Here is a 24,056-nt window from a genome sequence, read left to right as displayed (position 1 = left end):
ATGGCGGAGGCGCAGGACAGCGAGGCCTTCGCCGCCGCCTATGAGGCCGGCACCCCGCAACTGCTGCGGCAGGTGCTGGTCGGCGATTGCGAGACGCCGGTCGCCGCCTTCCTGAAGCTGCGCCACGCCACGACCGGGCCTGCCTTCCTGCTCGAATCGGTCGAGGGCGGCGCGGTCCGCGGTCGCTATTCGATGATCGGCCTCGAGCCCGACCTGATCTGGCGCTGCCATCACGGCGAGGCCGCCCTCTGCCGCCCGGCGCTCGGCGACGGCTTCCTTCCCGATCCCCGCCCCGCCTTCGAGAGCCTGCGCGCGCTCCTCGAGGAAAGCGCCATTCCCGAGGACGACGCGCCAGGCGCCGGCGAGCTGCCGCCGATGGCGGCGGGCGTCTTCGGCTATCTCGGCTACGACATGGTGCGCCTGATGGAGCGCCTGCCGGAGCCCAAGGACACCGGCACCGGCGTGCCCGATGCGATCCTGAGCCGGCCGACGCTGATGGTCGTGTTCGATTCGGTGCGCGACGAGATCCATGTGGTGACGCCGGTGCGTCGCCAGCCGGGTGTCCCCGCCCGTGCCGCCCATGAGCGGGCGCTCGAACGGCTGGATGCGGTGGTGCGCGCGCTGGAGGGCCCCCTGCCCCCGGATGCGGCGATCGACATCGCCGCCCTGCCCGAGCCGACGGTCATGTCCAACACCAGCGAGGAGCGCTTCCAGGAGATGGTGGCGGCCGCGCAGGACTACATCCGCGCCGGCGACATCTTCCAGGTGGTCCTGTCGCAGCGCTTCGAGGCACCGTTCCAGCTTCCGCCTTTTGCGCTCTACAGGGCGCTGCGCCGCGTCAACCCGGCGCCGTTCCTGTGCTATCTCGACTTCGCCGACTTCCAGATCGTCTGCTCGAGTCCGGAGATCCTGGTCCGGCTGCGCGACGACACGGTCACCATCCGCCCGATCGCCGGCACGCGCCGCCGCGGCGCCACCCCGGCCGAGGACGAGGCCCTGGCCCAGGAGCTGCTGGCCGATCCCAAGGAGCGCGCCGAGCACCTGATGCTGCTTGATCTCGGCCGCAACGATGTCGGCCGCGTCGCTCAGATTGGATCGGTGAGGGTCACCGATTCCTTCTTCATCGAGCGCTACAGCCAGGTCATGCACATCGTCTCCAATGTCGAGGGGACGATCGACCCGCGCCATGACGCGCTCGCGGCGCTGTCGGCGGGCTTCCCCGCCGGAACCGTCTCGGGCGCGCCGAAGGTGCGCGCCATGGAGATCATCGACGAGCTCGAACAGGATGCACGCGGCGCCTATGGCGGCTGCATCGGCTATTTCGGCGCCAATGGTGAGATGGACACCTGCATCGTGCTGCGGACGGCGGTGGTCAAGGACGGCCGCATGCATGTCCAGGCCGGCGCCGGGATCGTCTATGATTCGAACCCCGCCTCCGAGCAGGCCGAATGCGTGAACAAGGCCAAGGCCCTGTTCCGCGCCGCCGAAGAGGCCATCCGCTTCGCCTCGCGGGCCGGCCGCGGGCAGTAGCCCGCGCGGGCTGTTGCGGACCCGTCAGTGCCCCTTGCCGGACGCCGGCACCGTCATCCGGTCGACCCAGGCGATGCCAATGGCGGAGATGATGAAGACCGTGTGGATTACCGTCTGCAGGATGATTCCGGTCTCGGTGTAGTCCGTGGTGCGGTTGGCGCTGCCTATATTGCCGGCCTCGATGAAGGTCCGCAGCAGGTGGATCGACGAGATGCCAATGATCGCCATCGCGAGCTTGATCTTGAGCACGCTCGCATTGACGTGGCTCAGCCATTCCGGCTGGTCGGGATGGCCCTGCAGATTGAGCCGCGACACGAAGGTCTCGTAGCCACCGACGATGACCATCACCAGCAGGTTCGAGATCATCACCACGTCGATCAGGCCCAGCACGACCAGCATGATCTGCTGCTCGCTGAAATCCGTCGCGTGCTGGACGAGATGCACCAGCTCCTTCAGGAATTTGAACACGTAGACGCACTGCGCCACGATCAGTCCGAGATAAAGCGGCAGCTGCAGCCAGCGCGAGCCGAAGATGATCCGTGACATCAGGCTGAGCTGCGAGGGCGCCAGCGCAGTCTTCTGAGGAGGGGTTTCGCCGGCGTTCGCCATGATCGGCCTCTTAATCCTTGCAACGGATGATGCAGTGCAAAATCAGCCGCCGCGATATGGAATGCAATGGCGGCGCGCGCAAGCTCTTCCGCCGCGTCACGGCCGCCGCTCTACACGAGCAAGGACGACGAAATTTTGACGCGATCCCGTGTCACCCTTCCGAGATACAGGCGTCCGCATTACGCTTTGTGACCCTTCGGAGGACGCGCAAGCTTCCTCTCGCTTCAGAAGAGAGGATCTGTCCATGATCAAGACCTTCAGCCTCGCAGCCGCCCTGATCGGCACGGCCCTGATCGCCGCCCCGGCCTCCGCCGCACCGATCGCGGCGATGGCAACCCCTGCGCTGGCGACAGCCGGCGCAGCCGGCGATCTCGTCGAGACCGTCCAGTATCGCCGTTACGGCTACGGGCCGCGCTATGGCTATCGTGGCGGCTATTACCGTGGCGGCCGCGGTGCGGCGGTCGGCGCCGGCATCGCAGCCGGCGTGATCGGTGGCGCGCTGGCCGCCGGTGCCCTTGCCGGCCCGCGCTATGTCGAGCCCGCCCCCGTCTATGTCGCGCCAGCCCCGGTCTATGGCGCTCCCGTGCGCGCCTATGGCTACAGCGAGGCCGATGTCGATGCGGTGGCCTATTGCTCGCGCCGCTTCCGCACCTACGATCCCGAGACGGGCACCTACATCGCCGCGGGCGGCGTGGTCCGCGCCTGCCCCTGACATGTCGCGACCTGTCGGTCGTCCACACCTCCCCGCAGCGATGCGGGGAGGTTTTTTTGTCGATGGCGCTGCGGGGCGATAGGCTGGGTCAACACCGGAGCATTCCGCATGATCCTCGCCCTCACCCTTCTGCTCGCCTGCCAGCTCGCCGGCGAGGCCCTGGCGCGGCTCTTCGCGCTGCCAGTGCCGGGACCGGTCATCGGGCTCGCCCTGCTCTTCCTCGGCCTGCGCTGGCGTCCCTCGGCCGCTCTGGAGGGCGCGCCGCTGGCGACGGTGGCGGGCGTGCTGCTCGCCCATCTCTCGCTGCTATTCGTGCCGGCCGGCACCGGCATCGTCCGCCATGCCGGATCGCTGCTCGCCCATGGACCGGGCCTCATCGCCGCGCTCCTCGTCTCGACGGCGCTGACGCTCGCCGTCACCGCGTTTGTCTTCGTCAAGGTCGCCGCCCTCGTCGACAGCCGCCCGGACCCCAACCCGTGACGGCGCCCGATCTGACGCGGGTCGAGACGCTCTGGGTCTATCTCGCCGCCGACCCGCTGCTCTGGCTGACCGTGACGCTGGCGGCCTATGTCGTCGCCGATCGCATCTCCGCGCGCTTCGACCGGCATCCGCTCGCCAATCCCGTCCTGATCGCCGTTGCCATTCTCGCCGCGATCCTGACGGCGACGCGCACTCCGTTCGAGACCTATTTCCAGGGCGCGCAGTTCGTCCATTTCCTGCTCGGCCCGGCCACCGTCGCGCTCGCCCTGCCGCTGCACCGGCACTGGCCGCTGGTGCGCAAGGCCGTGCTGCCGATCCTCGCGGCGCTCTTCGCCGGAGCCTTCACTGCTGTCGTCAGCGCCGTCGGCATCGCGGCGGCCTTCGGCATTCCGCAGCCGATCCTGGCCTCGCTCGCGCCGAAATCGGTGACGGCAGCGATCGCCATGGGCATCGCCCGTGAGATCGGCGGCGAGCCCTCGCTGACGGCGACGCTGGTGATCGCCACGGGCATTCTGGGCGCCGTGATCGTGACACCGCTGATGATCGCACTCGGCTTCACGGACTGGCGCGCCCGTGGCTTCGCGGCCGGCCTTGCGGCGCACGGCATCGGCACCGCGCGCGCCTTCCAGGTCCACCCCGTGGCCGGCGCCTTTGCCGCCATCGCGATGGGGCTGAACGGGCTTGTCACGGCGGCGCTCGTGCCGCTTATCCTGCGTCTCTTCTGATCCGGAGCCTTCCCCTTGTTCATCGCCACCTGGAACGTGAACTCGGTCCGCCAGCGGCTCGGCCACCTGCTGGATTTCCTGAAGGAGGCGCAGCCCGACGCGCTCTGCCTGCAGGAGATCAAATGCGTCGATGCCGATTTCCCGCGCCGCGAGATCGAGGAGGCCGGCTGGCAGGTCGAGACCCATGGCCAGAAGACCTTCAACGGCGTCGCGATTCTCTCCCGGGCGAAGCTTGAGGATGTCCGCCGCGGCCTGCCTGGTGACGAATCCGACGAACAGGCGCGCTATCTCGAAGGCGTGCTCCCGCTGGGCTCAGGCGTCGTGCGGCTGGCTTCGATCTACCTGCCGAACGGTAACCCGCCGAACACCGAGAAATACCCCTACAAGCTCGGCTGGATGAAGCGCCTCACGGCCCATGCCCGGATGCTGCTCGACCATGAGGAGCCGCTGGTGCTGGCGGGCGACTACAATGTTATCGCCGAGCCGCGCGACGCGCGCGACCCGGCCGCGTGGGTCTCGGATGCGCTCTTCCTGCCGCAGACCCGGACAGCGTTCCGCGACCTCATCAACCTCGGCCTCACCGAGGCCCTGCGTGCCACCACCGACGAGGCCGGCCTCTACACCTTCTGGGACTATCAGGCAGGCGCCTGGCAGCGGAACAACGGCATACGCATCGACCATCTGCTGCTCTCGCCCCAGGCCGCCGACCGGCTGGAAGGCGTGCAGATCGCCAAGCATGTCCGCGGCTGGGAGAAGCCGTCAGACCATGTGCCGGTGATGGTGGAATTGAGAGCGGCCTGACGGTCCCTTCACCGGGGTCCACTCACTCCGCCGAGCCGCGCTTCACGCCGCCCTTGAGGAAGACCTTGAACGGCGTGGTGCCGGTCGCATCGCTGTCGAGCGAGCGCCATTTGCCGTTGGTGCAGAGAACGCCGCCCTGCGTCTCGACCGCATCGAACACGATCGCATTGCGATAGACCGTGCCGTTGGTCTCGATCGCGCGGAAGTTCGTGCTGCATTTTCCGTCGGCGACGACGGGATCGTAGTCGTGGATCATGATGCCGCCGCCGCCCGTGCTCGGGAACGGATCGGTCAGGACCGGCCAGCTTTCATAGGAAACCTGCGCTCGGCTGGGCATGGACGGCAGGATGAGGACCGCGGCGAGGACGGCGGCAGTGGCGGCGATGCGCATGGTACGGAGCCCCGGTTGACGCAGCCGTTACGCGGATTTGGCCCGACCGGATGCGATCGACGTCGAAAAGGCGCGGGGCCTCAGCGCTGCGCCGCGCGCGCCCCGGCGACCTGCTGGCGCTCGATCAGGGCGAGCGCCGCCGTGCGGTCGCTGGCGGAGGCGGTCGAGAACGCGGTGTCGTGGCGCTCGATGATCCAGGTGTCGCGATCGGGATCGGCGCTTTCGCGCGCCAGCGACAGCCACATCAGCCCGAGCACCGGCTGGCGCGGTACGCCTTCGGCGCCGCGCAGCAGCATGTCGCCGAACACAGCGCGAGCCGGCGCATAGCCCTTCTCGGCCGACAGCTTCATCCAGCGCGCCGCCTGGCGGGCGTCGCGGCGTGTGCCCTGCCCGTTCATGTAGAGCCGGCCTAGATTGTACTGGCCTTCCGGGTCGCCGAAATAGGAGGCGGCATAGTGGAACATGTCGAAGGCGCGGTCGAGATTCGGGCGGACATAGCTGCCCTTGATCCCGTCCATGAAATAGCCGCCGAGCGCGACGAAGGCGCTGCCGACAATGCGGCCATTGGCGGTGCCGGGCGTGGCGTCGGCATTCTCGTCCGCAATCTTCGAGAAATACTCGAAAGCCTTGAGGTCGCTGGCAGGCACGCCCTCGCCGCCGGCATACATCCGGCCCAGCTTGAACTGCGCCGTGAGATGGCCCTGAGCGGCGGCGTATTCGAGCGCGCGCACGGCGCCCGCCTGGTTGCCGGCGGTGGAGTCCCGCATCCAGGCGCGGATCGCGTCACGCGCGTTGCTGAAGGGGACAAGCGGCAACGCCGTATGGGCGGCGGGCGCGTCGGGAGAAGGAGCGATGGTCGCCGCGCCCGTGGAGGGCGCGTCGAGGGCGCCGGGCTCGGGGAGCGCGACGCCGGGAATCGGCCGGGGCGGAACCGGACCGCGAGCGCCCATGGCGTCCTGCGCCCAGGCGGCCTGCTGGCCGCCCAGGACGAGGAGCAATGCTGCGATCGTGGTCTCAGATATCCGCATAACAATGGGTCTCGGCGGCGCCGCCTGGATGGGTCACGGCCCCTCCCTTGGCGGAGCCGACGGTCTGCGCGTATTTCCAGAGGGCGCCGGAGTTGTAGTCGGTCTTGCGCGGCACCCAGTTCTTACGACGCTCCTCAAGTTCGGCGTCAGAAAGGCGGACTGCGAGCTTTCCTGTGATGGCGTCGAGCTCGATGATGTCGCCATCGCGGATCAGGCCGATCGGACCGCCGACGGCAGCCTCCGGCCCGACATGGCCGACACAGAAGCCGCGCGTGGCGCCCGAAAAGCGACCGTCCGTGATCAGTGCGACCTTGTCGCCCATGCCCTGCCCGTAGAGGGCGGCCGTGGTCGACAGCATCTCGCGCATGCCCGGACCGCCCTTGGGACCCTCGTAGCGGATCACCAGCACGTCGCCGACCTTGTATTCGCGCTTGCTGACGCAGGCGAAGGCGTCCTCCTCGCAGTCGAAGCAGCGCGCCGGCCCCGTGAAGGTCAGCTGCTCGGTGGTCATGCCGGCGATCTTCACGATCGCGCCCTCAGGGGCGAGGTTGCCCTGCAGGCCGACGACGCCGCCATTGTCGGAGAGCGGGCGGTTGGCGGGACGGATCACGTCCTGCTCGTCGTTCCACTTCACCTTGGCGAGGTTCTCCGCGATCGTGCGGCCAGTGACGGTCATGCAGTCGCCATGCAGGAAGCCATGGTCGAGCAGCGTCTTCATCAGCAGCGGGATGCCGCCGACCTCGAACATGTCCTTGGCGACGTATTTCCCGCCCGGCTTGAGATCGGCGATGTAGGGGGTCTTCTTGAAGATCTCGGCGACGGCAAACAGATCGAAGTCGATGCCGCACTCATGTGCGATCGCCGGCAGGTGCAGCGCGCCGTTGGTCGAACCGCCCGACGCCGCCACGACCATCGCCGCGTTCTCGAGCGCCTTGCGGGTGACGATGTCGCGCGGGCGGATGTTGCGCGCGATCAGCTCCATCACCATCTCGCCGGCGGTGTAGCAGAAGGTGTCGCGCACATCGTAGGGCGCCGGCGCGCCGCAGCTATAAGGCAGCGCCAGGCCGATCGCCTCGGCGACCGTGGCCATGGTGTTGGCTGTGAACTGCGCGCCGCAGGAGCCGGCCGACGGGCAGGCCGCCTCCTCGAGCTCCTGCAGATCCTCGTCGGACATGGCGCCGACCGAGTGCTTGCCGACGGCCTCGAACACGTCCTGAACCGTGACCGGCTTGCCCTTGAAGGTGCCGGGCAGGATCGAGCCGCCATAGATGAAGATCGAGGGCACGTTCAGGCGCACCATGGCCATCATCATGCCTGGCAGTGACTTGTCGCAGCCGGCGAGGCCGACGAGCGCGTCATAGCAATGCCCGCGCATGGTCAGCTCGACCGAGTCGGCGATGCATTCGCGCGAGGCGAGCGACGACTTCATGCCCTGGTGCCCCATGGCGATGCCGTCCGTGACGGTGATGGTGCAGAACTCGCGCGGCGTACCACTCGCCGAGGCGACGCCCTTCTTCACCGCCTGCGCCTGGCGCATCAGCGAGATGTTGCAGGGCGCGGCCTCGTTCCAGCAGGAGGCGACACCGACGAAGGGCTGGGAGATCTGCCGGGCGGTCATGCCCATGGCGTAATAGTAGGAGCGGTGCGGGGCGCGGGCCGGTCCCACGCTCACATGCCGGCTGGGAAGCCGGGACTTGTCGAAAACACGCGCATCCATCGTCTTTTTCCTCGTTCCACCCTGCGCTGTGACGCGCGCGGCAGATGTGCCACGCAGTCCAAGCCGGGCGCAACGCTCCCCCACCCTCTCCGGCCGCCCGCAGATCAGCTCCCGCAGCGCCGGAGACAGACTTTAATTCGTCTATATCTCAGAGACTTATCGCGCCTTCTAGCTGAGGCTGCTTTGTGGCGGGATCGCGGCGGTTCCATCGCCGCCCGGTGCCACCGGTGCAATCCGTCGAACTGTTGCGCCGATGTCACAAACGGACACCGGGAGCGGTGCGGCAAGCGCTCCTCAAAGCACCATCGGCAGCACGAAGAAACCGCCGACAATGACCACGACCAGCGCGAGCGCCGTCATCGGCAGATGCTTCTCGATGAAGATGCGGATGTTGTCGCCATAGTAGCGCAGCGCGATCGCGATCATCGCAAAGAAGGTGACGCGCGAGATCACCATCCCGATCGTGAACTTCCACAGGTCGAAGTGCAGGAAGCCCGACATGATCGTCACGATCTTGAAGGGGATCGGCGTCAGGCCCTTGGTGACGAGCACCCAGAACCAGAAATCCTGCGAGGTCGCGATCAGCTCGGCCGCCTTGTCCTGCAGGCCGTAGATGCTGATCAGCCAGGAGCCCAGCGAGTCGTAGAGCAGCGCGCCGATGGCGTAGCCGAGATAGCCGCCGAGCACCGCGCCGAGCGAACAGACGCCGGCATAGAACCAGGCGCGGTCCGGCCGGGCGATGCACATCGGGATCAGGAGCGGAATCGGCGGCAGCGGACTGACCGAACTCTCGACGAAGGTCAGGAAGAACAGCAGCCAGGGGGCGGCCGGATGCGAGGAATAGGCAACCAGCCCGTCATAGGCGCGCTTCAACATGGCGGAAGAACAACCGGTCCTGGGTTATCGGCGTCGAGATGCATGGCGGGCTTGCGCCCCACGCGCATCTAACCGTGTCGCGGGAAGAATGCCAGTGATGTCTTGCTGTAACGTCAATTTGACGACGGCTGCGCGGCCGAAAGCGGGCGCGGGCCTCAGGCGGGGCGCAGGCCCGGTCGCCCTGCCTCGACGACGAAGCTTGCCGCGGTCGTGACGCCGGCACCTTTTTCGCTGACGCGGTCGAGCAAGCGATAGTCGGCCTGCCAGCGCTCCCGGCCGACCAGATGGCGCAGATAGCCGCGCTGGTTGTTGAAATAGCGGATATGCGGGTTCTTCTGCAGGACGACCCGGCCGGCGCGGGTCATCGGCGCCCCGTCGCCGCCGGAGCTGATCGACGTCGCGACGAACTCGACCCCGACCGTGGCCGAACCCGCATCGTCGAAATCGGCCTTCAGCTCGCCCGCCCAGTTCTGGTGGATGTCCCCGGTCAGGACCACGGTGTTGGCCACCCCCGCCTCGCCGAGCGCGTCGAACAGGCGCCGTCGCGCCGCGACGGCGCCATCCCACTTGTCCATGTGGTAGCGGGTCGTGCCGGCCTCGGGCGCGCTGTCCAGCCGCATCATCATCACCTGCTGCGCCAGCACGGTCCAGCGCGGCGGCGGCAGGCGCAAGCCTTCGCGCAGCCAGGCCTCCTGCGCGGCGCCGAGCATGGTGCGCTCCGGGGCCAGCGCCTCGGCGCACCCCGTCTGCCAGCCATCGCCGCAGGGCTGGTCGCTGCGGAACTGCCGCGTGTCGAGCACTTCGATCCGGGCGAGATCGCCATAGCGGAACCGCCGATAGGCCTGAATCGACGGCCCATTCGGCAGGGCGCTGCGCCGCAGCGGCATGTGCTCGTACCAGGCCTGGAAGCCGGCCGCCCGTCGCAGCGCGAAGATCTCTGGCGGCACGCCCGCCTCTTCGGAGATGGCACTGGCCCAGTTGTTGTCGATCTCGTGGTCGTCGAAGGAAACGAGCCAGGGCGCCGAGGCGTGCGCGGCCTGGAGATCGGGGTCGAGCTTGTAGAGGGCGTAGCGGCGGCGATAGTCGGACAGCGCGTAGATCTCGTCGGGATCGCCCGGCATCACGCGCGCCACCGGGAGCTGGCGGTCTCCCGGCCGGATCGTGCGGTATTCGTAGATGTAGTCGCCGTAATGATAGACGAAGTCGAAGCGCTCCTCCGCCACATGGCGGAAGGCCGTGAAGAAGCCGTCCTCATAGCGCTGGCAGCCGAGCACGCCAAAGCGCATCGCCTCGACCACCGCCCCCGCCATCGGAAAGGTGCGGGCGCGCCCCATGGGGCTGCGGACGCCTCCGCAGGCGAAGCGATAGACATAGAACCGGTCGGGCTGCAGGCCGGCGACCTCGACATGAACCGCATGGCCCAGTTCGGGCCGCGCCAGCGCGGTGCCGCGCTGTACGACGCGCGCAAAGCCCTCGTCCTCGGCGACCTCCCAGGCGACTTCGACGGCCCGCATCGGCATGCCGCCATGCTCGGCAAGGGGTTCGGGCGCGAGCTTCGTCCAGATCACGAACCCATCTTCGGCCGGGTCGCCGGAGGCAATGCCGAGCGAGAACGGGTCGGCGGCGAAGACGGGGTTGGCCCAGAGCCGCTGCGCCCGGACGGGCGCAGCGGCAAGAAGCAGGCCCGAGGCCGCGAGCCCGCCCAGCAGCTGACGGCGCGACGGGGTCCCGATCGCCGTGACGAAATCATCGGGGTCGAAGCGTCCGAAGGCGTCGCGGCGGAACATGCTGACCTCCCCGACGATGCAACCGGCCCGAACCGCGCGGCGCCTTTACGACAGCCGCGCCAGAGCCTCCGCGATCTTGAGCTTGCGGGCTTCCGCCGCCGCCTTGCGCTCGCGGTTCTCCTCGACGATCTCGTCGGGCGCCCGCGCCATGAAATCGGGATTGCCAAGCTTCTTGTCGACGACCGCGATGTCCTGGTCGAGCTTCGCCATCTCTTTGGTCAGGCGGCTCCGCTCGACCTCGAGATCGATGATCCCGGCGAGCGGCAGCGCGGCGACCTCGCCCCGCACGATGATCTGCGCCGACTGTGCCGGCGAGACGCTCTCGAAGGCGATGTCGGACACGCGCGCCAGGCGCTGGATCATCGGGGCCCAGGCCTCGACCGTCGCGCGCGTGGCCGACGAGGCGTTCACCAGCACCAGCGGCGCCTGCGTGCCGGCGGGGACATTGACCTCGGAGCGGACCGAGCGGATGTCAGAAATCAGATCGACGACAAAGCCGATCTCGGCCTCCGCCCCGGCATCCTTAAGCGCGGCGAGATCTGGCCAGCGGGTCAGGCAGACGAGAGACGCATCGCCCGCGGAAAGGACGCGCGCCGCGCCGTCGCCCGCCTTCTGCGCCCAGAGCTCCTCGGTGAGGAAGGGCATGAAGGGGTGCAGCAGCTGGCAGATCAGGTCGATGACATGCGCAACGGTCGCCTGCGTCTCGGCCTTCTCGGCCGGATCGACGCCCTCGCTCTGCAGCACCGGCTTCGCCAGTTCCAGATACCAGTCGCAGAACTGGTTCCAGACGAAGCGATAGGCCGAGCCTGCCGCCTCGTTGAACTTGAAGCTTGGGATGCCCGCCGCGATGCCCTCGGCTGCGGTCGCCGCCTCGCTCAGGATCCAGCGGTTGAGCGGCAGCTTCACCTGCGCCGGGTCGAAGCCGGCGACGCGGGCGCAGCCATTCATCTCGGCGAAGCGCGCCGCGTTCCAGATCTTGGTCGCGAAGTTGCGGTAGCCCTCGACCCGCGAGGTCGCGAGCTTGATGTCGCGCCCCTGGGCGGCCATCGCGGCCAGCGTGAAGCGCAGCGCGTCGGCCCCGTACTGGTCGACCAGCGTGAGCGGGTCGATGACGTTGCCCTTCGACTTCGACATCTTCGCGCCCTTCTCGTCGCGAACGATGGCGTGGATGTAGACGTCCCTGAACGGCACCTCGTCCATGAAGTTGAGGCCCATCATCATCATCCGGGCGACCCAGAAGAAGATGATGTCGAAGGCGGTGACCAGCGTCGCCGTCGGGTAATAGCGCTTCAGCTCGGCCGTATCGTCCGGCCAGCCGAGCGTCGAGAACGGCCACAGCGCCGAGGAGAACCAGGTGTCGAGCACGTCCTCGTCGCGGGTGAGCTGGACCGCCCCGCCATAGTGGCCCATCGCCTTGGCCTGCGCCGCGGCTTCCGATTCCGCGACGAAGCATTCGCCGTCGGGCCCGTACCAGGCCGGAATCTGGTGGCCCCACCAGAGCTGGCGCGAGACGCACCAGGGCTCGATGTTCTCCAGCCAGTCGTAATAAACCTTGGTCCAATTCTCGGGCGTGAACTTCGTGCGTCCGTCCTGCACCGCCTTGAGCGCGCGGTTCGCCAACGGCTTGACGTCGACATACCACTGGTCGGTCAGCCAGGGCTCGATCACGACATCCGAGCGGTCGCCATGCGGCACGGTGTTGGTGTTGGGCTCGATCTTGGCGAGATAGCCGCGCTTGGCCATCAGCGCGACGACCGCCTTGCGCGCAGCGAAACGGTCGAACCCGTGCAGCGCCAGCGTCTCGGCCTCGGGGACGCTGCCGTCGAGGAAGGCCTCGTTCTCCGCCAGCAGGATGCGCGCCTCGCCGTCGAGGATGTTGATGACCGCGAGCTTATGGCGCTTGCCGACCTCGAAATCGTTGAAGTCATGCGCCGGGGTGATCTTGACCGCGCCGGTACCCTTCTCGGGATCGGCATAGTCGTCACCGACGATCGGGATGATGCGGCCGACCAGCGGCAGCATCGCGTTGCGGCCGATCAGGCTGCCGATGCGCTCGTTCTCCGGATGCACCGCGACACCGGTATCGCCCAGCATCGTCTCGGGCCGCGTCGTCGCGACCTGGATATAGGTCGAGGCGTCGTCGGCGTCATAGGAGACGCCTTCGAGCGGGTAGTTGAAGTAGTAGAGATGCCCGCCCGGGTCCTTGCTCAGGACCTTGTCGAGCTTGGCTGAATCGAACTCATCCTCGCCGCCGCGCTGCCATTTGAACGAACCGGTCTTCTCGACCTGGATGACCTCGAGGTCCGAGATCGCGGTCTGGAACTTCGGGTCCCAGTTCACCAGCCGCTTGGCGCGGTAGATCAGCCCCTGCTCGTGCAGTGCGACGAAGACCTTGAGGACGGCCTGGCTCAGCCCCTCGTCCATGGTGAAACGCTCGCGCGACCAGTCGCAGGAGGCCCCCAGACGCTTGAGCTGGTTGACGATCGTCCCGCCGGACTCCTCCTTCCAGGCCCAGACCTCGGCCAGGAAGGCCTCGCGGCCCATCGCGCGGCGATCGGTCTTGTTCTCGGCGGCGAGCCGGCGCTCGACGACCATCTGCGTCGCGATGCCGGCATGGTCGGTACCGGGCTGCCAGAGCACGTCTTTGCCGCGCATGCGCTCGAAGCGGCAGAGCACGTCCTGCAGCGTGTTGTTGAGCGCGTGGCCCATATGCAGCGAGCCGGTGACGTTGGGCGGCGGGATCACGATGCAGTAGGACTCGGCGCCAGGCGCCGCGCCGCGCCCCGCGGAAAAGGCGTTCGCCTCTTCCCAGGCCTTGCTGATCCGCGCCTCGACGGCGGCCGGCTCGAATGTCTTGTCCATCATCGCTTCGCTCGAACGGAAAACGGCCGGGGCTCGGCCCGGCCGGATAAATCTGAGGCCCGAAAGGTCGCCGGACTTAAGAGCGCAACCCGCCCCCCCGCGTCAACCATGCGCGGGATATGCCGCCCCGCGCTGCAAGGAACCAGCACGCCCGCCGCCGGTTGAAGCTGCAAGCAAGCAGGAGCTTCGACATGACCCATCACACCGACCAGACCCAGGTCTGGGACCTGATTGACGACATCAAATTCGCGATGCTCGTGACCCATGACGGCGAGGGCGACGAGCTTCGGGCCCGCCCGATGCACGCCCATGGCGATCGCGAAGAAGACACGATCTTCTTCCTGACCGACCGTCGCCATCACAAGGATGACGAGATCAGCATCAACGACAATGTCTGCGTGACCTTCGCCGACAACAGCAGCATGCGCTACGTCTCGGTGACGGGCACGGCGACCGTGGTCGACGACCGCGCCAAGGTGAAGGAGCTGTGGGACGCCAGCAATCGCGCCTTCTGGGACAGCGAGGAAGACCCGAACATCCGCGTGCTGCGCGTCCGGCCTTCCATGGCCGAGTTCTGGGCGAGCCCCGGCAAGATCGTGACGACCGTGAAGATGGCGGCTGCCGCCCTGACCGGCGCCAAGCCCGATCTCGGCGTCAACCGCAAGGTGGTGCTCTGATGAACCTGCTTGTCCACGCCGTCGGCGCCTGGATCGCGGCGGAAGCCGCGTCGGGCCGCTATCCCCGCCCCGTCGCCGTCGGCCTCTCCATGCTGGTCTCGCGCCTGGGCGCCCCGACCATGGCGATGACGGTGATGGCGCTTGCCTTCAAGCGGCTCAACGAGGCCGGTGCCTTCGAACGGCTGAAGACGCCGGCGGCTGAAAGCCGTCAGCGCATCGGCGAACGCTGAAAACGACGCGCAGCGCTGTCGTTCAGTGACGGCCGCCGCGCGCGACCCGCTCGATCTCGGCCCGGACCAGCCTCTCCACCATGGTGGGGAGGTTGTCGTCGAGCCAGCTCTTCAGCATCGGCTTGAGCATATCCTTGACGAGGTCTTCGAGTGTCCGCGCGTTGTTGGTCAGCACCGTATGTGCGAGCTGACCGAACGCGCTGGTGACGGCGGAGCTGGTCTGGTCGGACAGCAACTGCGCCATGTCGAAGGCCGGCGGCGCAGGCGCGGCGGCGAAGACGGGCGCAGGAGCGGGCTCCGGCGGCGGAGGTGGCGGCGGCGCGACCGCGACGGGCTCCGGCTCCGGCACAGGCTCGAGGAAATCGACATCGCCGTCTGCGGGCGGAGCGGGTTCCGGTTCGGGCGCAGGGATCAGCGCCGCCTCGGCCCCCAGATCGAGAACGTCATCATCGATGGTCGAAGGCGGTGGCTCTTCGGCGATCGGCGCGGGTTCGACCCCCGCCTCGGCCGGCTTCACCTCATCATCGGAGATGATCCGCCTGATGGAGGCGAGGATCTCCTCCATCGAGGGTTCGTTGGCCTTCGGTTGCGCGCTCATCTGGATCCGGACCACTCGACTCCGGGCGCACCGACAGAATCAAAGCCGCCCAGCCATCGAGTATTTCACGCGGGCGATGTCAGGCAAGGCGCCATCCCGTTCCGCCCACAGGGAAACCGAGCCTGTTGCGCGAATGTCGACGCCGCGAGGCGCCCGGGGCAGCCGCCGCCGGGTTCAGCGCCCGTCCGGCGTCTCCGTGCCCCAGAGCAGACCCTTGACCTGCTCGTAGTGCCGGCGCTCGTCATAGACCTCGGTCTTGAGCCGCAGCGTGTTGGCCGAGAGCCGGCCGATCGCGGACAGGACGGAATAGGACGCCACGACCCGGTCGCGCTGGGCGGTGACCAGTGTCGAGCGCGCGCTGACCAGTTCCTGCTGTGCGTTCAGCACGTCCAGCGTCGTGCGCTGGCCGACCTTGGCCTCCTCGCGCACGCCGGCGAGAGCGGTCTCAGCCGCCTGAACCTGCGCCTGCGCCGCAACGATCTGCGCCTTGGCGGCCTCGAGGCCGCCCCAGGCCGAAACGACCGCCGCACGCACTGTGTCGCGCTGGGTGTCGACCTCGATGCGCCGCTGGCCGGCGGTTTCCTTGGCCTGACGCGTGCGGGAATAGACCTGCCCGCCCTCGTAGATCGGGATCGTCAGCGTTCCGACGACACTGGCCGAGGCCCGGTTGTCGCCGAATGCGGTGGAATCATAGCGCTGCTGCACGAGGCCGCGGACGCCGAGCACGGGATAGAGATCGGCCTCCGTGACCTTGACCTGCAGCTCCGCCGCATCGACGCCATGCAGCGAGGCGACGATCGCGGGATGGCTCGACAGGGCCGAATCGAGCGCGGATGGCAGCGACTTCGGCAGCAGGTGCTCCACCGGCTTGCCGGGCGCCAGCTGCTTCGGCTCCGCGCCGACATTCTGGCGGTAGCGCGCGATCGAGGTCTTCAGATTCGATTCGGCCAGGATCGCCTGCGATTGCGACTGCGACAGGCGCGCTTCGGCCTGGGCGACGTCGGTGCGCGTCACCTCGCCGACCTGGAAGCGGTCGCGGGTCTGGCGCAGCTGCTCCTCGAGCACCTCGACGTTGTTGCGGTTGAGCGTCAGGATCGCGGTGTCCCGCAGCACGTTCATGTAGGAGGTCGCGGCATCGAGCAGGACGTTCTGCTCGGTATTGCGCAGCGTGGCGCGGGCGCCCAGTACCTGCGATTCGGCCTGCCCGACGGAGTTGCGGGTCTTGCCGCCGTCGAAGATGTTCTGGTCGACCTGCACGCCACCGCCGCGCGGAGCAAGACGCGTGGTCGAGGTCCGGCCGCCCGGGACGTTGGCGTCGGTGATGCTCGCGCCGATATCGGCCGAGGCCGTCACCCGTGGGCGGTAGCCCGACAGCGCCTGGGGAACGTTCTCGTTGGTGGCCCGCAGCGAGGCGCGCTGGGCATTGAGCGTGGGGTTGCCGGAATAGGCGCGCGACAGCGCAGCTTCCATGGTCTGGGCCATCGCTCCCGGGGAGACGCCCGAGGCGAGCACGAGGCCCAGAGCGGCGAGCGTCAGCGCGCCGAATGTTCCGTTCTTATTCCGTCGTGTCACCGGACGCCTCATGTGCGGACTCGAGTCGCGCCCAGGCATCGCCCCAGCCTCGGCATACAAAGAAAGCGTTACATAGCCCGGGCCGGCGCAAGCGCCAACGTACACTGAGCGACCGCAGCACGATGAGCGGCCCGGTGCCGCAAAAATGCGACACCGCCCGGCTTTAGAACACGAAGGCCGGTTTCTTGCGGAACTCGGCGAGAGCCGGTGCCGCCGCGTCGAAAACAGGCCGTCCGGAAACGCTGCCACCGTTCTTCTGATACAAATTGACCCGCGCCGCCCGCCCGAGGCCCTCGACGACGATCAGCCGGCCGCCCTCGCGCAGCAGCGGGAACAGATCCTCAGGCGTAACCTCGCAGGCCCCTGCAACCAGGACCGCATCGAACTGGCTGTCCTGCGGGCGGTCCGTCGTCGCCATGACGGCAACGCCCGCTGCCGCAAAGGCGGCCTTCGCGAGCTCGAGAGCCGCAGCATCTGTCTCCCACAGCGTCGCAACGGCGCCCATCTGCGCCATCAATGCTGCGCCGTAGCCGCTGCCGCCGCCATATTCGAGGACGGTTTCGCCTGGCTGCAGGTCCAGCACCTGGATCATCCGCGCGACCACCATCGGGGTCACCAGCGCCCGGCCCGTTCCCGGCAGCGCGACCGTCTGGTCGAGATAGGCCAGATGGGAGAGGCCGGTGGGCAGGAACGCCTCGCGCGGGACGATGTCGGCCGCCGCAAGCACGCTGCGATCAGTGACGTCATAGGTCCGCAACTGGCAATCGACCATCATTCGGCGCAGCGCGACGAAACTCTCCATGGCGCGAAATCTCCGTCCGCCGAAATCCTGAGCCCGGCTGGCGTCGCAAGGGCCTGTCGTGCCCCCGCTAACCGCCATGCCAGCCGTCGCTGCTTTCTGTTCGAGCGCGTCGCAAAAGGCAAGACGCCGGGGGCGCCCCCGGCGGCCGGTTGCGGGACGATCCGGACCGGCGATGCCCGCATAGCGCGAGGACCGACCTCCGTAACAAGTTCACCGCTCTGTCGCGGACGCCGCTCATGACCTAGCGTCATGTCGATTCGCTTGGATGGCCGTCTATGTTCGATACGAAGTCGCTTAGCGTTGCCATTGTCGAGAAATCGGATGTCGCATCGACCCTCTCCACCAGCGGCCTGTACGATGCGCGCTATCTGGCCGCGAACACCGCCTATCTCGCGCTGATCGAGCGGGTCTGGGGCGAGCTCGATGGACAGTCCCTGATCGACAAGGGAACGGCCATAAGCAATGGCGAGCGCGACCGGCGCCTGATGCTTCTGGACCGCCATGGCTTCTATGATTGCGAACCCGCCGTGCTCCGCACCGCATCGGGCCGCAAGGTGGCGGTGGAGATCAGCGCCCAGCGCGTGTGGTGCAGCGGGACCGCCTGCGACCTTGAATTCTTCCGGCCGCTGGCGGCGTCGCCCGAGGAGGACGCAGTCGTCGAGGCCGCGACCGGCCCGCGCGCGGCGTTCCTGCCTGAGCTCCAGGCCAATCTTCGGAAACTGCCCGCTTTCGAGCGGACGATTCTTATGCGGCGGATGCTGGCAGCCGTGGCCGAAGGTGGGATCCTGATCGCTCGCGTCGATCCCAACCCCGCTATCGCCCGCTACTCCGAAGCGCTGCGCACCCGGCTGGCGCCGTTCATCGCACCCGGCAGCGGCGGCATTGCCACCCGGCTCGATTTCTCCGCGCTCGACGAAAGCCTGGCCGAGCGGCATCTGCTCGAAGTGGCGGCCGACATCTGGAGCCTGATCCGCTTCGCGAAGGACCCGGAGACGGCCGGCATGCTGGAGCGACTCGTCGCGCCCTACACCGTGCCGGCCTCGCTCGTCGTCGGGAAACAGGGGGTGTGATCCAGCGCGTTCGGAGGCCGGGCGGCCTGCCACTCCGGCGTCGATCCATCTGCGCTGCTGGGGGAATTTTGGAGGCCTCGCCCGGAATCGAACCGGGGTGCAAGGATTTGCAGACCAACGCCTATTCGTATGAAATGCCCTCAATCAAACCAAAATTTAGCAATTAAAACAATGTGTTGAAACGGATTCAAACACAAAGTCCCCGCTATCTGATAGCTAGGACATAAAATCATCACAGGAGAAAGTACCTGCGGCGCCCTCCCGTGTTGGATACGAAATCAACGCAGAACGTCGGCTAATCGCTTTGCTAAGTCCAAGCCCTTTGCGGTGAGGTGATACTGCTTATCCCTGAGGCTCTCGGGTGAAATTTGAGCCTCCACCAAACCTAAGGGCCCATCCCTGTGACGAGCCTTCTCGCCAATTTCTAACAGCAGCCGCGAAGCAATAGGTTGGATAGTACCCATAGCCTTAGCATAATGCGTAGGGCCATTACCAGGATTGATAGCTACGTTAAGCGCCGCGGATATGTATGATGCCGGTATCTTATGGTCATAGCTACGCAGTATATCTATCGCAGCGTTAAGCTTCATGAGAATTCTAATTTCGTCCTCAGTCAAAACGTCAGTCATCAGTCAGCCTATCGCCTATCAATATATTTCTGTGAGTCCGTTCGAAGCGTCAGCATAGAGCCGAATCTAGTCGGTATTCCGCTACTTAGAGTATGATTCTGACCGAAAGCAATCAAGAGGGAGAGGACTCCAAGTCCTATGACACCCATCTGGTCCCCCACACGTCGCAAATCGTTTGCTGCCGAGTACCATTTGCGAGGCCGCCCTGCCCCATTTGGCCTGATTGCGGTGCATTGGCCGACTCGAAGAGGAGTGGAAGGACAATCCAACCTTTTGGTCCCCCACATGCGAGGGGACTGTAGGGGACTTAGGGGGGTTAAGCGCCCGTTCCAGCTGGATAGCACAACGCTTAGTGGTTGTTTTTATTGAGGAATTTGGAGGCCTCGCCCGGAATCGAACCGGGGTGCAAGGATTTGCAGTCCTCTGCGTAACCACTCCGCCACGAGGCCTTCCGTCGGCGCCGCATGACGACGCCGATGGCCGCAATAACCATAAGCTGCGGCGCGCTGCAACAGCGAAGCGGCGCGACGGCGCGGCTCGTCGTCTTTCCGTCACGGATCGACGGAAAGGGGTTGCGTCCCCGGAAAGGCGTCGCTATACGCCGCCCACCGATCCCGGATAGCTCAGCGGTAGAGCAATCGACTGTTAATCGATTGGTCGCAGGTTCGAATCCTGCTCCGGGAGCCACTGTTTCTGAAAGGCCCGAGCGACACCGCCCGGGCCTTTTTCTTTGCCGGACGGTGACGGTCCGCCGCGGTGATCGGCGGGGAGACGAAGGCTGCCAGGGCGCACGCGAATCCCTCCGCGCCCTGCTTCCTCCTGCCACGGGGCGACGGCTGGCGCGGCACGCGGCCACGCGTTACCTCTCGGCCCATGTCAGCCCCCTCGATCCACTGGTTCCGCGACGATCTCCGTCTCGCCGACAACCCGGCCCTTGCGGCGGCCGTCGCCGCGGGACCGACGCTCGGCCTCTACATCTTCGACGAGAGCCCCACGCGGCGGCCGCTCGGCGGCGCCAGCCGCTGGTGGCTCTCGCGGTCGCTCGCGGCACTCGCCACCGATCTGGAGCGCCGAGGCGGCGCCCTGATGCTGCTGAGGGGCGACCCGGAAACGCTGCTGCCGAAGGTCGCGGACCTCGCCGGAGCCGGGCTCGTCACCTGGAGCCGGCGCTATGACGGTGACTCGGTCGCGCTCGACGCCCGGATCAAAAGCGAACTCCAGAACGCGGGCCGCAAGGTTTCCAGCTTCAATGCCGCGCTCCTGAACGAGCCCTGGCAGGTCACCACCAAGACCGGGGACCCGATGAAGGTGTTCACGCCCTATTGGCGCGCCGCCCGCGCCCGCGGCGAGCCGCCGGCGCCCCTGCCCGCCCCCGCCCGCATCGTGGCAGCCGCCCTGCCGGCCGAGCTGGCGGCAATGGCCGTCACGCGTGAGGATCTCGCGCTGGAGCCCCACGCGCCCGACTGGGCGGGCGGTCTGCGCGACGCCTGGACGCCGGGCGAAGCGGGCGCGGCGGATTCCCTGGCTCGCTTCCTCTCCGGTCCCTTGGCCGGCTATGGCGAGGATCGCAACCGGCCCGATCTGGCATCGACCTCGAGGCTCTCGCCGCACCTGCGCTTCGGTGAGATCGGCCCGCGCCAGATCTGGCATGCGACCCGCAGCGCCATTGAAAGCGGCGAGGCGACAGCCCCCGAATCCGACGCGGACAAGTTCCTCTCCGAGATCGGCTGGCGGGAATTCTCGTATCACCTCCTCTTCCACAATCCCGATCTCGCGACCCGCAACTATAACCAGCGCTTCGATGTCTTCCCCTGGCGCCACGACGAGACCGCGCTGAAGGCCTGGCAGCGCGGGGCCACCGGCTACCCGATCATCGATGCGGGCCTGCGCGAGCTCTGGACCACCGGCTGGATGCACAACCGCGTCCGGATGATCGTCGCCTCCTTCCTGATCAAACATCTGTTGATCGACTGGCGCGCGGGCGAGGCCTGGTTCTGGGACACGCTGGTCGATGCCGACCCGGCCAACAACGCCGCAAGCTGGCAATGGGTCGCCGGCTCGGGCGCCGATGCCGCGCCCTATTACCGGATCTTCAACCCCGTCACGCAGGGGCTGAAATTCGACCCCCGCGGCGCCTATGTCCGCCGCTGGATCCCCGAGATCGCGGCCCTCGGCGATGCCGAGATCCACGAACCCTGGAAGGCGCCTTCGGTCAGCTTGCGTCGTGCGGGCATCGATCTGGGCGTCACCTACCCGAGCCCGATCGTCGATCTCGACGCCGGCCGCCAGCGGGCGCTGGCGGCACTGGCCAGCACCAAGGGCTGACGGTCAGAGCGGCCGGGCGCCGCCGCGACGCGACGCCTGGCGCAGCAGCCAGAAATAGGCCGGATAGGGCATGAGGTTGAGCAGCTTCATTGGCCAGGCCAGGCGGCGCGGGAAGGTGATCTCGAAGCCGCCGGACGCGAACCCCTCGACGATTCGCCGGGCCGCGACATCCGGCGGGATGATGAAGGGCATCGGCACCGTCTTGGGGCGCGTCATCGGCGTCTCCACCCAGCCCGGATTGACCAGCTGGAGGGTGATCCCCGCCCGGTCGCAGTCGAATTTCAGCGTCTCGCAGAGATGGATGACGGCTGCCTTCGACACGCCATAGGCGGAGGCGCCCGGCAGCCCGCCATAGCCGGCGACGGAGGCGTTGACGGCGATCTGACCGCGGCCGCGGGCCACCATGCGGTCCAGCAGCGCCGCCAACCCGCGTGCAACACCGACGAGATTGACCGCGATGATGCGCTCGAAGGCGTCCATGTCGAGGATGCCATCCGAATCGGGCGCGATTCCGGCATTCAGGAAAGCGAGCGCGATCGGCCCCTGCACGCTCTCGATGCCCTCGATGACGGCCTTCATCGAATCGGCGTCGGTAACGTCACCCGCATGGGCGAGCACGCGGCCGGGCAGACCCTCGGCCCGGCGGGCGATGTCCTCCAGAAGCTCGAGGCGTCGGGCGGTGATCGCGACTGTCCAGCCCTGCCGGGCGAGTTCGAGGGCGACCGCCTCGCCGATGCCCGAGCTCGCTCCGGTGATCCAGGCGACGCCGTCGCTGGGCCGCATCCGCGGCAGGGACAGGCGCGTAAGGGACATGGGACCTCGCATGCGGAGAGCATGGCCTATCTAGGCGCAGCCGCGGCGTGACGGAAGTCCCGGCACAGGCGAGGTGGCGTCGCGGCCGCGTCCGGTGCAATCTCCGCAGCCCTGCCCGACCGACCGAATGCCGGTCCCTGCCACGAGTTGCCCGACCATGACGACCGCCCTGCTCTTCCGCGACGACGCCTATCTCGCCGAGACCCCGGCCACCGTGCTGGCGGTGAACGAGCGCGGCGGCATCGAGCTGGACAAGACCGTGTTCTACGCCACCGGCGGAGGCCAGCCCGGCGATGCCGGCCTGCTGCGCCGGGCCGACGGCACCACCATCACGATCGGCAGCGCGATCTATGATCCGCAGGACCGCAGCCGCGTGCTGCATGTGCCGCTGGAGGGCCAGTCCGCGCCCCAGCCCGGCGAAGCGGTCACGGCCGTGCTCGACTGGGAGCGGCGGCTGAAGCGCATGCGCATCCACACCGCCCTGCATCTGCTCAGCGTCGTCCTGCCCTTCCCCGTCACCGGCGGCGCGATCGGCGACGGGGATGGACGGCTGGATTTCGACATTCCCGAGGGCGGACTCGACAAGGTTGAGATCGCCGAGAAGCTGAACGCGCTGATCGCGCGCAACGCTGCCGTGACCGAGCGCTGGATCACCGATGCCGAGCTCGACGCCAATCCCGGCCTCGTCAAGACGATGTCGGTCCAGCCGCCGCGCGGCTCGGGCCGCATCCGGCTCGTCGCGATCGGCGACATCGATCTCCAGCCCTGCGGCGGCACCCATGTCCGCAACACCGCCGAGATCGGCCTTGTCGCGGTCACGGATATCGAGAAGAAGGGCAAGCAGAACCGGCGGATCCGGATCGCGCTCGCCTGAGGGCGCGCTTGCCCGACCGCCGACGGCGACAGAATCCGAGCACAGGGGAAACGCTCACATGCCCAGCGACACCGTTTTCGTCTCGACCGAGTGGCTCGCCGAGCGGCTCGATGCGCCCGACGTCGTCGTGGTCGACGGCTCCTGGTATCTGCCGGTCCATGCCCGCGATCCGCATGCCGAATACGCCGAGCGGCGCATCCCGGGCGCGCTGCGCTTCGACATCGACGCGGTCAAGGACGCGGGCTCCGACCTCCCGCACATGCTGCCGCGCCCGGAGACCTTCGCCGCCGCGGTCGGCGCCATGGGGATCGGCGATGGCATGCGCATCGTCGTCTATGACGGGCTCGGCCTGTTCTCGGCACCGCGCGTGCGCTGGACGTTTCGCACCTTCGGCGCCAAGGACGTCGTGATCCTCGAAGGCGGCTTCCCGAAATGGCAGGCCGAAAACCGCCCGATCGAGCAGGGCCCGCCGCGCACCCGCGCCGCGCGCAGCTTCACCGCCCGTCTCGACCATTCCGCCGTCGCCGATGCCGGGGATATCGCCCGCGCCTTGGCCGAGGGAACCGCGCAGGTGGTCGATGCTCGCCCGGGCGACCGCTTCCGCGGCGAGGCGCCGGAGCCGCGCGCCGGCGTCCGTTCCGGCCATATGCCCGGCTCGCTCAACCTGCCCTTCCCGGCGATCGTCGAGAACGGACAGCTCAAATCGCCGCAGGCGATCGCCGCCGCCTTCGCGGAGGCAGGCGTCGATCTCGACCGGCCGCTGATCACAAGCTGCGGCTCGGGCGTCTCGGCGGCGATCCTCTCGACCGCGCTGGAGACGATCGGCAAGCCGGCGCGCGCCCTCTATGACGGCTCCTGGGCCGAATGGGGCGCCAGCGACCGCCCGCTCGCGACGGGGCCGGCGAAGCGCGGCTAGTCGTGCAGGCGCCCGTTGACCGGCGCGTCATC

Annotated in this window: 22 protein-coding genes and 2 tRNA genes; 12 read left to right on the top strand and 12 right to left on the bottom strand. The window is 67.6% G+C overall.

The window, feature by feature from the left end; genetic code table 11:
* Positions 1-1,530, top strand: coding sequence for an anthranilate synthase component I (trpE, locus tag ABIE41_RS15730; protein ID WP_192641270.1), 1,530 nt, complete (start codon positions 1-3; stop codon positions 1,528-1,530).
* Between the two features lie 24 nt (positions 1,531-1,554).
* Here the strand turns inward: trpE and ABIE41_RS15725 are convergent, their stop codons facing one another.
* Entirely contained in the window at positions 1,555-2,139 is a 585-nt protein-coding gene (locus tag ABIE41_RS15725; protein WP_192641269.1) for a TIGR00645 family protein, read from the bottom strand.
* 244 nt (positions 2,140-2,383) lie between these two features.
* On the opposite strand from ABIE41_RS15725, the gene ABIE41_RS15720 reads away from it, so the two are divergent.
* The 4 genes from ABIE41_RS15720 to xth all read left to right on the top strand — a co-directional run bounded on the left by ABIE41_RS15720 (position 2,384) and on the right by xth (position 4,857).
* Entirely contained in the window at positions 2,384-2,851 is a 468-nt protein-coding gene (locus tag ABIE41_RS15720) for a BA14K family protein (RefSeq protein WP_192641268.1), read from the top strand.
* Positions 2,852-2,959: 108 nt separating this feature from the next.
* Positions 2,960-3,331: a CidA/LrgA family protein gene (locus ABIE41_RS15715; RefSeq protein ID WP_192641267.1), complete on the top strand. Its 372-nt coding sequence runs from the start codon at positions 2,960-2,962 to the stop codon at positions 3,329-3,331.
* Positions 3,328-4,056 carry an LrgB family protein gene (locus tag ABIE41_RS15710; protein ID WP_354192463.1) on the top strand — a complete coding sequence of 243 codons (729 nt, stop codon included), beginning with the start codon at positions 3,328-3,330 and terminating at the stop codon, positions 4,054-4,056. The genes ABIE41_RS15715 and ABIE41_RS15710 overlap by 4 nt, the downstream gene beginning before the upstream one ends.
* Before the next feature lie 15 nt (positions 4,057-4,071).
* Positions 4,072-4,857 (top strand): exodeoxyribonuclease III, encoded by a 786-nt coding sequence (gene xth, locus ABIE41_RS15705; RefSeq protein WP_192641266.1) that lies wholly within the window; start codon positions 4,072-4,074, stop codon positions 4,855-4,857.
* Between the two features lie 22 nt (positions 4,858-4,879).
* On the opposite strand, the gene ABIE41_RS15700 is transcribed toward xth, so the two are convergent.
* From ABIE41_RS15700 to ABIE41_RS15675, 6 genes are all read right to left on the bottom strand, one after another.
* Positions 4,880-5,248 (bottom strand): hypothetical protein, encoded by a 369-nt coding sequence (locus ABIE41_RS15700; protein WP_192641265.1) that lies wholly within the window; start codon positions 5,246-5,248, stop codon positions 4,880-4,882.
* 80 nt (positions 5,249-5,328) lie between these two features.
* Positions 5,329-6,276, bottom strand: coding sequence for a tetratricopeptide repeat protein (locus ABIE41_RS15695; RefSeq protein WP_354192461.1), 948 nt, complete (start codon positions 6,274-6,276; stop codon positions 5,329-5,331).
* Positions 6,263-7,993, bottom strand: a complete 1,731-nt coding sequence (ilvD, locus tag ABIE41_RS15690) for a dihydroxy-acid dehydratase (protein WP_192641264.1) — start codon at positions 7,991-7,993, stop codon at positions 6,263-6,265. The genes ABIE41_RS15695 and ilvD overlap by 14 nt, the downstream gene beginning before the upstream one ends.
* A gap of 294 nt (positions 7,994-8,287) precedes the next feature.
* The gene (locus ABIE41_RS15685) at positions 8,288-8,869 is read right to left on the bottom strand and encodes a YqaA family protein (protein ID WP_192641263.1); all 582 of its coding nucleotides are present in this window, start codon (positions 8,867-8,869) and stop codon (positions 8,288-8,290) included.
* Positions 8,870-9,024: 155 nt separating this feature from the next.
* The gene (locus tag ABIE41_RS15680; protein ID WP_192641262.1) at positions 9,025-10,656 is read right to left on the bottom strand and encodes an alkaline phosphatase D family protein; all 1,632 of its coding nucleotides are present in this window, start codon (positions 10,654-10,656) and stop codon (positions 9,025-9,027) included.
* 45 nt (positions 10,657-10,701) lie between these two features.
* Entirely contained in the window at positions 10,702-13,521 is a 2,820-nt protein-coding gene (locus ABIE41_RS15675; protein WP_192641261.1) for a valine--tRNA ligase, read from the bottom strand.
* Between the two features lie 188 nt (positions 13,522-13,709).
* Here ABIE41_RS15675 and ABIE41_RS15670 point away from each other — a divergent pair, with 188 nt between their 5' ends.
* Positions 13,710-14,195, top strand: coding sequence for a pyridoxamine 5'-phosphate oxidase family protein (locus ABIE41_RS15670; protein ID WP_192641260.1), 486 nt, complete (start codon positions 13,710-13,712; stop codon positions 14,193-14,195).
* Positions 14,195-14,425 carry a hypothetical protein gene (locus ABIE41_RS15665; protein WP_192641259.1) on the top strand — a complete coding sequence of 77 codons (231 nt, stop codon included), beginning with the start codon at positions 14,195-14,197 and terminating at the stop codon, positions 14,423-14,425. Before ABIE41_RS15670 ends, ABIE41_RS15665 begins: the two co-directional genes overlap by 1 nt.
* A 22-nt stretch (positions 14,426-14,447) precedes the next feature.
* On the opposite strand, the gene ABIE41_RS15660 is transcribed toward ABIE41_RS15665, so the two are convergent.
* The 3 genes from ABIE41_RS15660 to ABIE41_RS15650 form a co-directional block, all read right to left on the bottom strand.
* Positions 14,448-14,990, bottom strand: coding sequence for a PopZ family protein (locus ABIE41_RS15660; RefSeq protein ID WP_465247120.1), 543 nt, complete (start codon positions 14,988-14,990; stop codon positions 14,448-14,450).
* A gap of 207 nt (positions 14,991-15,197) precedes the next feature.
* A complete protein-coding gene (locus tag ABIE41_RS15655) occupies positions 15,198-16,595 on the bottom strand; it encodes a TolC family outer membrane protein (protein ID WP_354192456.1) in 1,398 nt (465 codons plus the stop codon).
* A 163-nt stretch (positions 16,596-16,758) separates the two neighbouring features.
* The gene (locus ABIE41_RS15650; protein WP_192641257.1) at positions 16,759-17,397 is read right to left on the bottom strand and encodes a protein-L-isoaspartate O-methyltransferase family protein; all 639 of its coding nucleotides are present in this window, start codon (positions 17,395-17,397) and stop codon (positions 16,759-16,761) included.
* 275 nt (positions 17,398-17,672) lie between these two features.
* Here ABIE41_RS15650 and ABIE41_RS15645 point away from each other — a divergent pair, with 275 nt between their 5' ends.
* The gene (locus ABIE41_RS15645) at positions 17,673-18,467 is read left to right on the top strand and encodes a hypothetical protein (RefSeq protein WP_192641256.1); all 795 of its coding nucleotides are present in this window, start codon (positions 17,673-17,675) and stop codon (positions 18,465-18,467) included.
* A 1,004-nt stretch (positions 18,468-19,471) separates the two neighbouring features.
* On the opposite strand, the gene ABIE41_RS15640 is transcribed toward ABIE41_RS15645, so the two are convergent.
* Positions 19,472-19,545: transfer RNA gene (locus tag ABIE41_RS15640), tRNA-Cys, on the bottom strand.
* 163 nt (positions 19,546-19,708) lie between these two features.
* Here ABIE41_RS15640 and ABIE41_RS15635 point away from each other — a divergent pair.
* Both ABIE41_RS15635 and ABIE41_RS15630 read left to right on the top strand, forming a co-directional pair.
* Positions 19,709-19,783 (top strand) — tRNA-Asn (locus ABIE41_RS15635).
* Positions 19,784-19,969: 186 nt separating this feature from the next.
* Positions 19,970-21,421 carry a cryptochrome/photolyase family protein gene (locus ABIE41_RS15630; RefSeq protein ID WP_192641255.1) on the top strand — a complete coding sequence of 484 codons (1,452 nt, stop codon included), beginning with the start codon at positions 19,970-19,972 and terminating at the stop codon, positions 21,419-21,421.
* A 3-nt stretch (positions 21,422-21,424) separates the two neighbouring features.
* On the opposite strand, the gene ABIE41_RS15625 is transcribed toward ABIE41_RS15630, so the two are convergent.
* Positions 21,425-22,234, bottom strand: coding sequence for an SDR family NAD(P)-dependent oxidoreductase (locus ABIE41_RS15625; protein WP_192641254.1), 810 nt, complete (start codon positions 22,232-22,234; stop codon positions 21,425-21,427).
* A 157-nt stretch (positions 22,235-22,391) separates the two neighbouring features.
* Here ABIE41_RS15625 and ABIE41_RS15620 point away from each other — a divergent pair, with 157 nt between their 5' ends.
* Both ABIE41_RS15620 and sseA read left to right on the top strand, forming a co-directional pair.
* Complete coding sequence (locus ABIE41_RS15620) at positions 22,392-23,108, top strand: alanyl-tRNA editing protein (protein ID WP_192641253.1); 717 nt, start codon at positions 22,392-22,394, stop codon at positions 23,106-23,108.
* A gap of 58 nt (positions 23,109-23,166) precedes the next feature.
* Positions 23,167-24,024 carry a 3-mercaptopyruvate sulfurtransferase gene (gene sseA / locus ABIE41_RS15615; RefSeq protein WP_192641252.1) on the top strand — a complete coding sequence of 286 codons (858 nt, stop codon included), beginning with the start codon at positions 23,167-23,169 and terminating at the stop codon, positions 24,022-24,024.
* Positions 24,025-24,056: the final 32 nt, after the last annotated feature.

Source organism: Bosea sp. OAE506 (assembly GCF_040546595.1).
GTDB lineage: Bacteria > Pseudomonadota > Alphaproteobacteria > Rhizobiales > Beijerinckiaceae > Allobosea.
Note: the sequence above shows the minus strand (reverse complement) of the source record. Positions and strands in the feature narration are given on the sequence as shown.